The 13,904-nt window shown below is 72.3% G+C and carries 10 protein-coding genes; 3 read left to right on the top strand and 7 right to left on the bottom strand.

What is annotated here, in order from left to right; translation table 11 throughout:
• Positions 1–364: 364 nt before the first annotated feature.
• Genes ACFYY7_RS32350 through ACFYY7_RS32335 form a run of 4 tightly spaced genes read right to left on the bottom strand, consistent with a single transcriptional unit; the run spans position 365 to position 5,014 of the window.
• Entirely contained in the window at positions 365–1,420 is a 1,056-nt protein-coding gene (locus ACFYY7_RS32350; RefSeq protein WP_388667400.1) for a hypothetical protein, read from the bottom strand.
• Positions 1,421–1,431: 11 nt separating this feature from the next.
• Positions 1,432–2,367 carry an N-acetylneuraminate synthase family protein gene (locus tag ACFYY7_RS32345; RefSeq protein ID WP_356082214.1) on the bottom strand — a complete coding sequence of 312 codons (936 nt, stop codon included), beginning with the start codon at positions 2,365–2,367 and terminating at the stop codon, positions 1,432–1,434.
• A 44-nt stretch (positions 2,368–2,411) separates the two neighbouring features.
• Entirely contained in the window at positions 2,412–3,644 is a 1,233-nt protein-coding gene (locus ACFYY7_RS32340; RefSeq protein ID WP_388667399.1) for a cytidylyltransferase domain-containing protein, read from the bottom strand.
• Between the two features lie 20 nt (positions 3,645–3,664).
• Positions 3,665–5,014, bottom strand: a complete 1,350-nt coding sequence (locus ACFYY7_RS32335) for a DUF6716 putative glycosyltransferase (protein WP_388667398.1) — start codon at positions 5,012–5,014, stop codon at positions 3,665–3,667.
• A 209-nt stretch (positions 5,015–5,223) separates the two neighbouring features.
• Here ACFYY7_RS32335 and ACFYY7_RS32330 point away from each other — a divergent pair, with 209 nt between their 5' ends.
• Both ACFYY7_RS32330 and ACFYY7_RS32325 read left to right on the top strand, forming a co-directional pair.
• Positions 5,224–6,213: a glycosyltransferase family 2 protein gene (locus tag ACFYY7_RS32330; protein ID WP_388667397.1), complete on the top strand. Its 990-nt coding sequence runs from the start codon at positions 5,224–5,226 to the stop codon at positions 6,211–6,213.
• A complete protein-coding gene (locus ACFYY7_RS32325) occupies positions 6,210–7,610 on the top strand; it encodes a polysialyltransferase family glycosyltransferase (protein WP_388667396.1) in 1,401 nt (466 codons plus the stop codon). The genes ACFYY7_RS32330 and ACFYY7_RS32325 overlap by 4 nt, the downstream gene beginning before the upstream one ends.
• A gap of 102 nt (positions 7,611–7,712) precedes the next feature.
• Here the strand turns inward: ACFYY7_RS32325 and ACFYY7_RS32320 are convergent, their stop codons facing one another.
• The 3 genes from ACFYY7_RS32320 to ACFYY7_RS32310 form a co-directional block, all read right to left on the bottom strand.
• Positions 7,713–10,058 carry a glycosyltransferase gene (locus ACFYY7_RS32320; RefSeq protein ID WP_388667395.1) on the bottom strand — a complete coding sequence of 782 codons (2,346 nt, stop codon included), beginning with the start codon at positions 10,056–10,058 and terminating at the stop codon, positions 7,713–7,715.
• Positions 10,055–11,572: a hypothetical protein gene (locus ACFYY7_RS32315; RefSeq protein WP_388667394.1), complete on the bottom strand. Its 1,518-nt coding sequence runs from the start codon at positions 11,570–11,572 to the stop codon at positions 10,055–10,057. Before ACFYY7_RS32315 ends, ACFYY7_RS32320 begins: the two co-directional genes overlap by 4 nt.
• 207 nt (positions 11,573–11,779) lie before the next feature.
• Positions 11,780–12,424 carry a TetR/AcrR family transcriptional regulator C-terminal domain-containing protein gene (locus ACFYY7_RS32310; protein WP_388667393.1) on the bottom strand — a complete coding sequence of 215 codons (645 nt, stop codon included), beginning with the start codon at positions 12,422–12,424 and terminating at the stop codon, positions 11,780–11,782.
• A gap of 38 nt (positions 12,425–12,462) precedes the next feature.
• Here ACFYY7_RS32310 and ACFYY7_RS32305 point away from each other — a divergent pair, with 38 nt between their 5' ends.
• Complete coding sequence (locus ACFYY7_RS32305) at positions 12,463–13,896, top strand: FAD-dependent monooxygenase (RefSeq protein WP_388667392.1); 1,434 nt, start codon at positions 12,463–12,465, stop codon at positions 13,894–13,896.
• The last annotated feature ends 8 nt before the right edge of the window (positions 13,897–13,904 follow it).

The following is a 13,904-nucleotide window of genomic DNA, read 5'->3' as shown; positions in this document are numbered from 1 at the left end:
GATGTGTGCGCGGCCCTGGCCGAGCAGAGGCAGGAAGCCAGGGCGCGAGGCGACCACTCAGCCGCGACGGACGCGAACGTGGAGATCCGTAACCACCCGCATAGGGCCAGGGGGCGCCGACGATGAGTCAGGGGGAGGGTGTTAGCGCCTTCTGGCAGAGCAAGGCGCCCATCGGCGACCAGCGGTCGTCGTCAGCCCGCGTCATAGGAGCCCTTCGGCCGGACACCTTCCCGTTGCCTCGCCCGGATCCCCTCGTACCGCCCCAGCGCGTGGCACCTGACGCAGCCACGGTTGTGCGCGGACGTGACAGTTCGTGGTGCAAGTGTCACGTTGCCGCGGCACCCCACCCCGTCTCCCTCGGTTCCTACGCCTCCGTCACCGCCGTCGCCCGCCAGGGGGCCAGGCGCTGGACGTCGCGGGCGGTTTCCGTGACGCCGCTCAGGAAGCCCTGGGCGCGTGGGGATGCCGTGTCGCGGAGCCATTCCGGGGCGATGTCGCAGACCGCGACCTTCACCTCGGTGCCGGCCAGGGCCAGGGGGAGGGTGTGGACGACCGTGGAGGGGAAGCTGAGGACCGTGCGGCCGATGGGGCCGCGGCGGGCGATGAGTTCCAGGGGGAGGTCGGGGCGGACGATCTCCAGGCCGGTGGCGGCCTCCAGGGCGTGGAGCTTCTCGGTGGACTCGCGGCGGTGGGCGAAGTAGCGGGTCGCGCCGTGGGTGCGGGACAGGGCCGCGACGGCCTCCAAGTACTGGTCCCGGTCGACCACGCCCGTCTCGACCAGCGAGGTGCCGACCAGGTCGGCGCCCTTGGTGAGCAGCGGCGGGCCGAAGCGGGCGCGGGTCCAGGCGAAGGTGTTGGGGGTGACTCGCACGCCGGGCGGAGCCTCGACCGGCATGGCCGTGAAGACCTCGACCGTACGGGTGGCGGACGGGGTGAAGCGGCTGCGGGCGCGGGCCGTGACCGGGGCCAGGACCAGTTCGCGGGGGCCCGAGCTGCCCTTGCGGTGCCAGCGCACCAGGCGTTCGCCGCGCGCCAGTTGGGCGACGAACTCCATGGTGGCCGTGCCGTCGTCGACCACGGTGAGGCGGCGGGCCCGCACCATGGTGAGCAGGAGTTGTACGTACCGGGAGAACGGGTCGCCGATGACGATGTGCTGCGCCCTGCGGACGAGTCCGGACAGGTCGCGCAGGCTCTTGAGGGGCGCGCCCGCGCCGCCGCGCGCCTCCTGCCAGCGGACGTTGATGCCCTCGTCGCGGGCCAGCTCCGCCATCCGGCGCAGCTGACCGCGCGACATCGGGTCGACCGGGGGGAGGACGACGACCGTGATGTCCGTGAGGACCCGGTCGCCGCCTCCCTCTGCGTAGGCCCACTCCAGGACGTTCAGGAGCTGGACCGGGCTCTCGACGAAGGCGAGGTTCACCGGTCGGCCCGTCAGACCGCGACCGGCTCGGCGGCCGGGGCCGCCTCGGCGCTCTGCGCGACGACGCCCGCGACCCGGCGGAGCTTCTTCATCGGGCCGAGCTCGGACTCGTACACCTTCTTGACGCCGTCGCCGAGCGAGGCCTCGATGGTGCGGATGTCGCGGACCAGGCGGGTCAGGCCCTGCGGCTCGACGGAGGCGGCCTGGTCGGAGCCCCACATGGCGCGGTCCAGGGTGATGTGGCGCTCGACGAACGCGGCGCCGAGCGCGACGGCGGCCAGCGTGGTCTGGAGGCCGGTCTCGTGGCCGCTGTAGCCGATCGGGACGTTGGGGTACTCCTGCTGGAGGGTGTTGATGACCCGGAGGTTCAGCTCCTCGGCCTTGGCCGGGTACGTCGAAGTGGCGTGGCAGAGCAGGATGTTGTCCGAGCCGAGGACCTCGACCGCGTGGCGGATCTGGCGCGGGGTCGACATGCCGGTGGAGAGGATGACCGTGCGGCCGGTGGCGCGCAGGGCGCGCAGCAGTTCGTCGTCGGTGAGGGAGGCCGAGGCGACCTTGTGGGCGGGGACGTCGAACTTCTCCAGGAAGGCGACGGCCTCGGTGTCCCACGGGGAGGCGAACCAGTCGATGCCGCGCTTGGCGCAGTGCTCGGAGATGGCCTGGTACTCGGCCTCGCCGAACTCGACGCGGTGGCGGTAGTCGATGTACGTCATCCGGCCCCAGGGGGTGTCGCGCTCGATGTCCCACTGGTCGCGCGGGGTGCAGATCTCCGGGGTGCGCTTCTGGAACTTGACGGCGTCGCAGCCGGCTTCGGCGGCCACGTCGATCAGGGCGAGGGCGTTGTCGAGGTCGCCGTTGTGGTTGATGCCGATCTCGCCGGTGACGTAGACGGGGTTGCCGGGGCCGGCGGTGCGGGTGCCGAGGGTGCGCAGACGGGAGGTGCTCATGAGGTGTGTTTCCTTAGCTAGAACGGGTTTGGGGGACCCGGGGGTTACTTGGGGGACTGGGCAGTGGGAGTCGTGAGGGTGGGGCCGAGCAGCCAGGCCGCGATCTCGCGGATGGCGCCGAAGCCGCCGGGGGTGGTCGTGACGGCGCGTGCGGCCGCCCGTACCGAGTCGTGGGCACTGGCGACGGCGACGGGCCAGCCGGCGAGTGCGAAGCACGGCAGGTCGTTGACGTCGTTGCCGACGTAGAGGACACGTTCGGGAGCGATGGACTGTTCGTCGCACCACTGCTTGAGCGCCCGGTCCTTGCGGTCGATGCCGTGCAGGACCGGGATGCGCAGCTTGTGGGCGCGGGCGGCGACGACCGGGTTCTGCTCGCTGGAGAGGATCAGCAGCGGCAGTCCGGCCTTGCGCAGGGCGGCGATGCCCAGGCCGTCGCCGCGGTGGACGGCGACGATCTCGCGTCCGTCGGCGTCGATGAGGACCCGGTCGTCGGTCTGCGTGCCGTCGAAGTCGAGGACGACCGCGTCGATGTCGTCGAGGGTGGGCAGCGGCGCGGGGTCGAGCAGCGGCGCGAGGGCGCGGGCGCGGGCCAGGTCGTGCGGGTCGTCGACCTCCAGGACCCGTGCGGCGTCGGTGCGCACCAGGGCGGTGTGGCCGAAGAAGCGGTGGCGGTGGGTACGGAAGCCCGCAACGTCCATGGCGTACGCGGTGCCCGTTTCGAGAAGGTCCTCGGGGCGGTCCTGGCGCATCTGGCGTACGGACTTGTCGTGGTTGACGCCGTAGTTGTCCTCCTCGATCGCGCTGCCGTCGCGCCAGAGGAAGCCGTGGAAGGGGGCGACGGTGACCGCCGTGTCGGCACCGTCACGGGCGACCGCGGCGGCGACGCCGTCGATGTCCTCCCGCAGCACGAAGGGGCTGGTGCACTGGACCAGCAGCACCACGTCGGCGGCCCGCTCGCGCATCGCCTCGTAGGCGTCCAGGGCGTGCAGCACCGCGTCCTCGCTGCTCGACCTGTCGCCGGCGATGGCCGCGGGGCGCTGGACGATGTGCAGCCGCTCGGCGGCGCCGAGCGTGTCACCGGCGGCGCGGGCCGCATCCGCGATGGCCGCGTCGTCGGTCGTCACGACGACGTCGGTGACCTCGCGGGAGGCCAGGCAGGCGCGTACGGCGCGGGCGATCAGCGGTACGCCGCCGACCTGGGCGAGGTTCTTGGCCGGTACGCCCTTGGATCCGCCGCGGGCGGGGATCACGGCGAGCACGGTGGGGGTCGGGGTCATCTCTGCTCCTGAAGTGGTGTTCACAGCTCGCCCATCCGTCGGATCACCGGGGCGACCCGCTGGACGCCCTGCCGGTACGCGCCGCGCGCCGCCTCCCGGACCGCCTCGCGGACCGCGCCGCGCACTCCACCGGTCTCGCGGGGCCGTTCGGCGCCCGGCAGCGGGTGGCCGTCGGGGGCGAGGTGGTGGCGGGCGAGGATGCCGGGGAGGTAGCCGGGGGCGGTGGCGGGTGTGTAGTACGGGGCGAGGTCGGGCAGCCGGGCCGCAGCGAGCAGCGCGTCGACGCGGGCGCGGGCGTGGTCGTAGGCGGTGGCGTACGTGCCGTCGGCGGCGACGCCCTGGCCCGCCAGCCACCGCGGGTCGGGCTCCGGGCGGAAGCCGCCGTCCAGGTGGTCCCAGGAGGTGAGCAGGCCGGAGCCGATGAAGTGGTGGTTGCCCAGCGCCTCGCGGACGCCGAGGTCGGTGAGGACCGCGGTCGGGACACGCCGGTGCAGGGACTCCAGCGCGGCGGTCGAGGAGACCGTGACCAGCAGGTCGGTGCGGTCCAGGACCTCGCCCATGTGCCCGTACACCAGACGGAAGTTGGGCGGCAGTCCGCCGGGCAGCTTCTCGGCGAGCCGCTGGTACGGAAGCTCCTCGATGTGCGTGGTGTGCTCGCCGGGCTTGGAGCGCAGCTTCAGCAGCACCTCGCGGGCCGGGTGCAGTCTGGCGTGCTCGACGAGCCTGCGCAGCAGGTACATGCGGTCGTCGCGGGAGGCCGGCACGGAGGGCTGGGCGGCGAAGACGACGGTGTCGCGGCCCTCCTGCGGGCGGTGCGGCTCGCCGCCGAGGAACGGCAGCGCGGCCTCGGTGACCGCCGAGGCGTCGGCGCCCACTCCCTCGTACACCGCGCGGAAACGCTCCGCGTCGTGGTGGGAGTTGGCGAGGACGATGTCCGCGCCGTGCCGCAGCAGCAGCCCGTCGGCGAGCTTCTCGTAGACGACGCCGACATAGCCGGTGACGACGACGGGCCTGGCGGGCAGCCGCAGTGCGGCGAGTCCGTGCAGCATCGCCTGGACGGCTCCGCCGACGAGGGCGAGGACGACGACGTCGTACCCCTCGTCCCGCACGGTGTGCAGGAACTCGACGGCCGTCACCTCGCGGACCCGGCCGGCCTCGATACCGACGTCGCCGACCTCGGCGAGCTGGCGCGGGGTCGGGGTGGCCCGGCCGCGCAGCAGCAGTCCGCTGATCTCGACGCGCTGCGCCGACGCCCCGGACGCGCCGGCGGTGAGGCGGCGCGCGGTGAGCGCGCCCCATTTCCACCGGGTGTCGGAGTCGGCGAGTACGGCTACCCGGAGGGCGGTCGTCTTTTCGGTACGTGGGGGCACGTCCCAGAACTTAGGAAGGGATTTCGATTCGCGGCCCAACGTGACGGCAACAGATGGTTAACAGCCCGCCGACGCTTGGCGAATCGCCTTCACAAAGGGGACGCAATCGCCCATGAATCGACCCGGTTCATCATTCCGACATTCGCCGTTCACCCGCCGTCCCTCCCGGCGCCAAGGCAAATGACGGGCTCACGCCTAGCGTGAGACGGGTGGTTAAGCTCTCGGTCATCGTGCCGTTCTACAACGTGCAGACATACGCCCCCGACACCTTGAGAAGCCTGCGGGCGAACGCCCGCGAGGACTTCGAATTCATCCTCGTCGACGACTGTTCGACCGACGGGACCGCGGACATACTGCGCCGCGCCGAGGACGAGATTCCGGGGGTGGTCGTACGCAGACACAAGCAGAACGGCGGACTGGCCACCGCCCGCAACACCGGCCTGGACGCCGCGCGCGGCGAGTACCTCGCGTTCCTGGACGGCGACGACTGGCTCGCCCCCGGGTACTACGCCGAACTCCTGGCCCGTACCGAGGTGTTGGGCTGCGACTTCGTCCGTACCGACCATGTCCAGGTCGAGGGCCGCAACCGCAGCGTGCACCGCGTCCCGCACGGCAGGCGCGGCGAGGTGCTGGACCCGCGGGACGCGATCCTGCCCGCCGAGCGATCCACCTCGGTGGACTATCCGTACGCCTGGGCCGGGCTGTACCACCGGCGGCTGCTGGACCGCGGGCTGCTGCATTTCACGGACGGCCTGCGCACCGCGGAGGACCGGCCGTGGATCTGGCGGCTGCACCGTGAGGCCGATTCCTTCGCGGTTCTGGGGATACTCGGAATTTTCTACCGGCGCGGTGTCGCTTCTTCGCTCACTCAGATCGGCGACGTACGCCAGCTCGATTTCATTCGCTCGTTCGACCAGGTCATTCGGGAAACCGCGGAAGACCGCGACGCGCAGGTACTGCTGCCGAAAGCGGTCCGTACCTATTGCGCGATCATTTTTCACCACATGAGCTCGATCGAAAGGTTCGAACCAGCCGTGGCCCGCACCCTGAAGTCCATGAGTGCGGCCGCGCTCGGACGAATGCCGCAGCAGGTGCTCGACGACGCCCTGGACTCGATGGACGCGCAGCGCGCCACCGTGTTGCGCCGGCTGCGCCGCCGCCCGGCCGCCGCGGGCGCCAAGGAGGTGTCGGCCGCGTGAGCACCGCCCGGACCCGCACCACGCAGATCTTCCTCGCCTCCACGCTCTACGGCGCCGCGACGCTCGCCGCCGCGCTCGACGCGGGCTGCTTCCCGGACGCGGACCGCCGCATCCTGCTCGTCTCGAACAACGCGGCCGTGCCGGAGACGACGGCCTCCCTCGACACGATGCCCGGCTTCGACGCGCTGCGCGGCCGGTTCGACGACGTGGTGTCGTGGAACACGACGATCGCCCCCTTCCACCCGGGCGGCTGGGCGCCGCGCCCCGACGACGTACCCCTGTGGGAGCGCCATCTGCGCCTCGCCTGGGAGCTCGGCGACGACGACATCGAGCTCGCCGTCGAGTCGATCCAGGTCAACCCCGCGATGGCCGTCGCGCAGATCTTCACCGGCGCGCCGCTCGATGTGTACGCGGACGGGCTGATGAGCTACGGCCCCACCCGCAACAAGATCGACCCGCTGGTCGGTACGCGGGTGCGCCGGCTGCTCCACCTCGATCTGGTGCCGGGGCTGAAGCCGCTGCTGCTCACGGAGTTCGGGGTGGCGCCGCAGATCGTGCCGGACGAGGTGTTCCTCAAGGTGCTCGGTGAGCTGGCGGACGCGCCCGGGGCCCTGGACGGGATTCCGGCCGTGGAGGCGCCCGCGCTGCTGCTCGGCCAGTACCTGTCGGCGCTCGGGCTGATCAGCGCGGCCGAGGAGGAGGAGCTGCACCTGCGGATGATGCGCGGCGCGGTCGCGCTCGGCCACACCCGCATCGTCTTCAAGCCGCATCCCACGGCCCCGGCGCAGTGGTCGAGGGCGATGGGCGAGGAGGCGGAGAAGCTGGGCGCGGAACTGACGGTGCTGGACGACGGAGTGCTCACCGCGCCGGTCCTCGCCGAGGTGCTCTACCAGCGGATGCGGCCGGCCCTGGTCGTCGGCTGCTTCTCGACGGCGCTGTTCACCGCTTCGCGGTTCTACGGGCTGCCGGTGGCCCGGGTCGGCACCGGGATGCTGCTGGACCGGCTCGCCCCGTACGAGAACAGCAACCGCGTCCCGGTCACTCTGGTGGACGCGCTGCTGCCGGAGGTCACGGACCGGGCGGCCGTCGAGCGGGCGGGGACGGCGCGGGGCGCGGAGGTGGCGGACGCGGGGGCAGGGGATTCGGCCGACCTGACCGGGCTGGTCACCGCGGTCGGCTTCGCGATGCAGCCGAGGATCTACCCGGGGCTGCGGCCGGCCGCCGAGCGGTATCTGGCCGCCCACCTGTCCGCCTCCACCTGGCGGTACTTCAAGCGGAAGCGGCTCACCTCGCTGGCGCTGCCGGGGGCGGTGCCGGCCCAGCTCGCGTTCCTGCCGCGCAACGCGGTGGTGCGCCGGGTGGCGCGGTCGGTGCGGCGCCGGGTCGTACGGCGGTAGGCGCGCCGGGTACGGGGCGGGGCAAGGCGCCGAGCCCCTCCCCCGCACCGGGTACGGGGCGGGACGCCTGATTCGGCGCCCCGCCCCGTACCCATGGCGCCCTCAGACCGGCACGCCGCCCTGGATCACCCGCAGGTCCGCCGCGTTGGCCTCGGTGACCTTCCAGAGTTCCCGCTGCCGGCCGTGCACATCGGCGACGCTCGCCGCGTGGTCGTCGAGCAGTCCGGCGGCCCGCTCGGCGAGCCGGGCCCCGAGGTGCCGGTCGTGGACCGAGATGCCCCACTCCGGGCGGCCGATGTCGGCGAGGAAGTACGCCATCTTCGGGTGCGAGATCAGGCTGATGATCGGCGTACCGCAGCCGAACGGGATCATCCCCGCGTGCCCGCGCATCCCGATGACCAGCCTGGTCCGGGCGTAGGTGTCCCGGATCGCGTCGTTGTCGAAGTCGTACATCGGGATCACCGGCAGCGCGATGCCGTGTTCGCGCCGCAGGTCGAAGGCGATCCGCTCGTCGTCCAGCGAGTGGGCGACGCACCGCACCTCGGCCCGCTTGCCGAGTTCCCGCACCGCGGTCGCCATCTCGGCCAGGAAGTGCCCGTAGTCGTGCCCGAAGCGGAGCCCGGAACGGTCGTACGCGGCGTTGACGAGCACGGTGTCCTCGCGCCGCTCCGGGTCCGTCCAGCCGTCCACCAGCTGCCTGGTGACCGTGGTCGGGCAGGGCTGGAAGCGCACCTTGTCGTGGAGCGGGGCGGGCAGCAGTTCGCGGACCTTCTCGATGGAGCCGTGGTTGCGCAGCCCGAAGAACGAGGCCCGTTCGACGAGCTTTCGCAGGCTGGAGAGGAACCTCTCCCGCCCGTGCCCGTACGCCTGCCCGTCGAAGGCGTTGAAGCCGACTGCATAGACCATGACGGGTACGTCGATCCGGTCGAGCAGTTCGTCCGGGACGTTCCACTGCCAGCCGCTGTTGCCGTTGGGCGCGGTGTCCGGGATGAAGAGGCCGCCGCCGCCGATGACCAGGCCCCGGCGCTCGTTGACCCGCTCCAGCGCGGCCTCGTCGAAGAGCCGGTGGGCGTGGATCGAGTGCCAGCGCCGCGGGCCGGTGTCCCGGCCGAAGGCCAGCCGTACGCTCTCCGGCAGCAGCTTGTCCCCGGCGTTGCCCTGGCGCTCCATGTAGAAGGCGACATGGGCGAGCTGGCCGGCGGCGGGGCCCTCCACGGGCGGGGTGAGGTCGGTGGTGCGCTTGTGCATCAGCCGGTTGGCGCGGTGGGTGGGGTCGACCGCGAGGCCCTTCAGCGCGTACCCGGCCGCCCCGTCGTCGTCGCCGTGGATCCAGGCGATCTGGGCGAGGCGGGCAAAGGCGGTGGCGGCCCGGTTGGGCGAGGCGGTGGCGAGCAGCAGCCGGGCGCGGGCCTCCTCGTAGCGGGAGACGCTCATCAGGGCGTGGCCGAGGACCTCGTGCGGCCAGGACTCGTCGACGGGGATCCGGACCCGGCCCAGCAGATCGGCCGCCTCCTGGTACTCGCCCGCCGCGATGTGGGCGGCGGCGACCTTGCGGGCGTCCTCCGGGGAGCCGGTGCGCGCCACGTGCGGGGTGCCGTAGTGGACCAGCAGATCGTGGTGCTTGGCACCGGGCAGGGCCAGGTACGCGGCGTGGAACTCGGCGTCGGACAGCTCGAATTCGTGCCAGCGGTCCTCGGCCTCGCGGTATCCGGCCTCGCCGCCCTGCCAGGGCTTGTGCCGCCCGGTGAAGTGCAGGATCGCGGTGGAGTCGGGCACCGGGAGGTCGCCGGAGAGCCGCCGCTTGACGAAGTTGTAGCGGGCGTCGAGCTGGACGAATTCGCCGTCGAGCACGGCGTTGAGGATGCCCTGGTCGTGCTTGTCGAGCTCGTACGTACCGGCCCGCCCGACCTCGTCGATCCGCGCGCAGAACGCGTCGCTCAGATACTCGCGCTGGATCACCAGCAGTCCGCTGTTGAGCTTGTGCTGCCCGTAGAAGAACTGCGGTACGGCGGCCAGCCCGTCGCGCAGTTCGAGCAGTTCACCGAGATCGCCGAGGACGACCATGTCGGTGTCCAGGGTGATCACGGTGTCATAGTCGCGGACCCGGAAGATGTCGAGGATGAAGTAGGCCTTGCGGACCAGGTAGTTGTCCTGGTCGCCCTTGGCGTACGAGTCGTAGTGCCCGGCGTCGACGCGGCGGAAGTCGACGCGCGGGTGCAGGGCCCGGATCTGTGCGACGGAGGCGGGGCGCAGTCCGTCGTGCAGGACGAGGAAGTCCTCGCAGACGTTCGGGTTGGACAGGGCCAGGCTGCGCAGCAGGGCGAGGAAGCCGGGCAGGTAGTTCTCGTCGACGAAGCTCGCGAAGGCGACCCGGCGCTTGCCGGTGAGCGGGTTGGCTGGCGCGGGCGAAGCGGGAAGAGCGGAAAAAGGCGCGGCGGTCGTCGTCATCGCAGTCGGATCCTCATGTCGGTGACGCTCTGGGCGCGTTCCATGACCCACGCCTTTTCGCTGGTGTACTCGTGCACGGAGGTGATGGGCATCCGCATCGCGCCGGGCAGCCGGTAGGCGCCGCTCTCGTAGAAGTCGAAGCCGATCAGGTCGAGCCGGCTGCTGACGTCCAGGTGGTCCAGGAGCCACAGCATGTTGAAGCCGGTGGTGGGGATGGCCGGCCAGACGTCGGCGCCGACCCGCCCGATGTCGCGCAGCGGCCAGCGCAGCGACTCGTCGCCCAGGTACTGCTGGGCGCCCGGGACGAGGCGGTTGCGCAGGGAGTGCTTCCAGTCGCCGGAGACCCCGCCGAAGACCAGCCGGGTGTGCACCTTCTGGTCCCAGTTGAACCCGTGCTTGTGGATGGTGGCGTGGATGTCGGTGCGCCGGCCGGTCGCCGCCGGGTCGATCCGGTACGAGTTGAACCGTACGACCAGGTCGTAGCCGTCGATCTCGGCGCCCATCGAACTGCTGCCGACGCGCTGGGAGTTGGCGATCAGGCAGATGGACTTGCCCGCGATCCGGTTGCGGAACTCGCCGACCGTGGTCCACTCGACACCGCCGAAGGTGGGGTCCGCGAGCGGGCCGCGCATCCGGCTGCGGCGCTGTTCGGCGTAGAGGGCGACGATCCCGGTGAGCCCGGCCACGGCAGCGGGGTCCGTTCCGGCCGCCTCCATGGCCAGTGCGAGGTACTGGGAGGTGGCCTCCTGGATCTCGGTCACCGGGGCCCCGGTGCGTTCCTGGGCGAGCAGGGCGCCGACCAGCAGGGGCTCGGCCCGGCGCCAGTCGCCGCGTGCCTGGAGGGCCAGGCCCTCGGCCCAGGACTCGGTGACGGGGCGGGCGGCGTGCTCGGCGGCGGCGGGGCAGTCGCGCTCCAGCCTCCGCAGCAGCTCGTCCTGGAGCCGCGCGCCCGCCCGCAGCCCGACGACCTTGGCCGCGACGCCGAAGCCGTCGTCCTCGGTGAACGAGAGGTAGCGCTCGTACGCCTCGATGGCCGCGGTCTCCGCGCCCATCGCCTCCAGCGTCCTGGCCCTCAGCCGCCAGCCGGCCCGGGAGCCCTTGCGCTGGGTCAGCACGGTGTCGCCGATGAGCACCGCGAGCTTCAGCTCGTCCTCGTAACCGCAGTCCAGCGCCTTGTTGCCGACCGCGAGCAGCGGGTCGAGCAGCTCGTCGGCGAGGGCCGGGGCGGAGCCCGCACCCGCCTTGCCGCCCCGCCGCATCAGCGGGATCGAGGACGCGGCGCCCGCGGCGGCCGCGGGCTGTGTCGCGGCGTGCACGGCCAGCAGGTGGCGCAGCGCCTCGGCGAGTGCCGTACGCCGCCGGTCGAGCCCCGCCACCAGCTTGGTGCTGTGCGCGGCACAGGCCCGCAGGCACACGTCCGCGTCGGTCGGGGTGACGGAGGCGAGCGGCGAGGCGGCGCTCCCGGGCGGGGCCGCGTCACGTTGCCGTGACCAACGGGTGCGGGCTTCTCTCATGGCGCTCCAAGCGTCTGTGCCCGTGGGGGGAGGGGCGTGTGCGGTCGTGCGGTCACCGGAGCACACCGGGGCCCCGCCCCGTCGGGGGGCGGATGCCCGGCGCGCGTGTTCGGTTCCGCTTCACGCTAAGAAAGCTGAACGGCCACCGGATGAACTGACCCTGTCGGTACAGGAAACTGCGCACCGACCGCGCTGGTACGAGCCTTCTCAGCGCACCCCGTACCGCGCCTCGACGCCCGCGACGATCAGCCGCAGCCCGTCCTCGAAGCGTTCGTCGTAGTTGGCGAAGATCTCGGCACCGGCCGCGGCGGCGAGCGGGTACGCGGCCAGGCGCGCGGCCCGCTCGTCGACGTCGTAGCCCTCGCGCCGCTCGTCCGGCATCGGCCGCACGCCCTGCTCCTCGGTGACGAAGCCCATGGTGTACGAGTACGCGGTGGTGCCCGCCCGGACGGCCTGCCACAGCTCGTAACCGGCGTCGACCATCGTCCGCAGATGGGATTCGAGGCCGTCGGCGTGGTCGGTCCCGGTGAATTTGGCCCCGCTGTAGACCTTCGCCCCGTCGCGGTAGCGCAGCAGGGCGGTGCGCAGCGCGGTGTTGTACGCGATGAGCTGGTCCTGCCAGCGCTCCGGGGCCGGGCCGGACAGGCCCTCGGCGAGCATCCGGCGGTACATCACCGTGGCCATCTCGTCGAGGAGTGCCTGCTTGTCCTTGAAGTGCCAGTAGAGCGCGGGCGCCTTGACGTCCAGCTCCCTGGCGATGGCGCGCAGGGTGAGGCCGTCGAGGCCCGTCTCGTTCAGCAGCCGCAGCCCGGTGTCGGCAACCCGTGCCCGGTCGATCTTCGTCGTACCCACCTTGACAATTTAACAGCGTTAAGCACACACTCCGAATCATGGAACTTAACAGCGTTAAGGAAATCGAGGTCCTGATCGTCGGTGCCGGCCCGTGCGGCCTGGCCCTCGCCTGCGATCTGGCCCGCCGCGACGTGCGCGCCCTGGTCGTCGAGCAGGCGCCCGCGCTCTTCCCCGGCTCGCGCGGCAAGGGCATCCAGCCGCGCACCCGGGAGGTGCTGGACGACCTCGGGGTCGGCGACGCGGTGCGCGAGCACGGCGGCCCCGCTCCGGTCGGGATGGTCTGGCAGGACGGGGAGCGGCAGCAGGAGTACGACATGTTCCGCCGCGCGGCCCCGACGGAGGCCGAGCCGTACGGGGAGCCGTGGCTGATGCCGCAGTGGCGCACCCAGGAGATCCTGCTGGCCCGGCTGCGCGAACTGGGCGGCGATGTCGTCCTCTCCACCGCGCTGACCGGGCTCGACCAGGACGCGGACGGCGTCACGGCCCACCTGGGCACGAGCCCGGTCCGGGCCTCCTTCCTGGTCGCGGCGGACGGCGGGCGCAGCACGGTCCGGCGCGCGCTGGGGATCGCGATGACCGGCGAGGAGGTCGACCCGGCACCGATGCTGGTCGCCGACGTCCGGGTGGCCGAGGGCGCACTGGACCGGCTCAACTGGCATGTGATGAACGGGGATCAGGGCTTCCTCGCGCTCTGCCCGCTGCCCGGCACGGCGGACTTCCAGCTGACCGCCCGGTTCGAGGAGGGCGAGCCCGACACATCCCCGGACGGGGTGCGTGCGCTGGTCGCCGCCCGTACGCATCTGACGGCCGGGGACATCACCGAGGTCCGCTGGTCGTCCGACTTCCGGCCGCGCGCCGCGCTGGCCGACCGGTTCCGCGACGGCCGGGTCTTCCTGGCGGGCGACGCCGCGCACGTGCACTCCCCCGCGGGCGGCCAGGGCCTCAACACCAGCGTGCAGGACGCGTACAACCTGGGCTGGAAGCTCGGCCAGGTGCTGCGGCACGGTGCGCCCGGCTCCCTGCTCGACAGCTACGAGCAGGAGCGCCGTCCGGTCGCCGCCGACATGCTCGGCCTGTCCACCCGGATCCACCGGGGCGAACAGGAACGCGACGCTGCGGCCCAGCAGCTCGGCCTCGGCTACCGCGAGGGCCCGCTGTCGGTGGGCCGGGCCGGCACCCTGCACTCCGGCGACCGCGCGCCGGACGGCCCGACGACCGGGGGCCGCCGCCTCTTCGACGTCTTCCGGGGCCCGCACTTCACGCTGCTGGCGGTCGGCACGGACACCGGACTTCCGGCGTTCGACGGCGACGGCGGTCAGGTACTCGTGCACCGCACGGGCGCCTGCGAGGCGTACGGCAAGGGCCTGTTCCTGGTCCGCCCCGACGGCTACATCGGCTGGGCGGGCGAGGACGCCTCGGAGCTGGCGCGGCACCTGCCCCGGTTCGGACTCGCCCCGGTCACCGCCTGCTGAGCGGGGGC

This window comes from Streptomyces sp. NPDC001933, from assembly GCF_042890955.1.
Taxonomy (GTDB): Bacteria; Actinomycetota; Actinomycetes; order Streptomycetales; family Streptomycetaceae; genus Streptomyces.
This window is presented reverse-complemented; position numbering and strand designations above follow the sequence as displayed.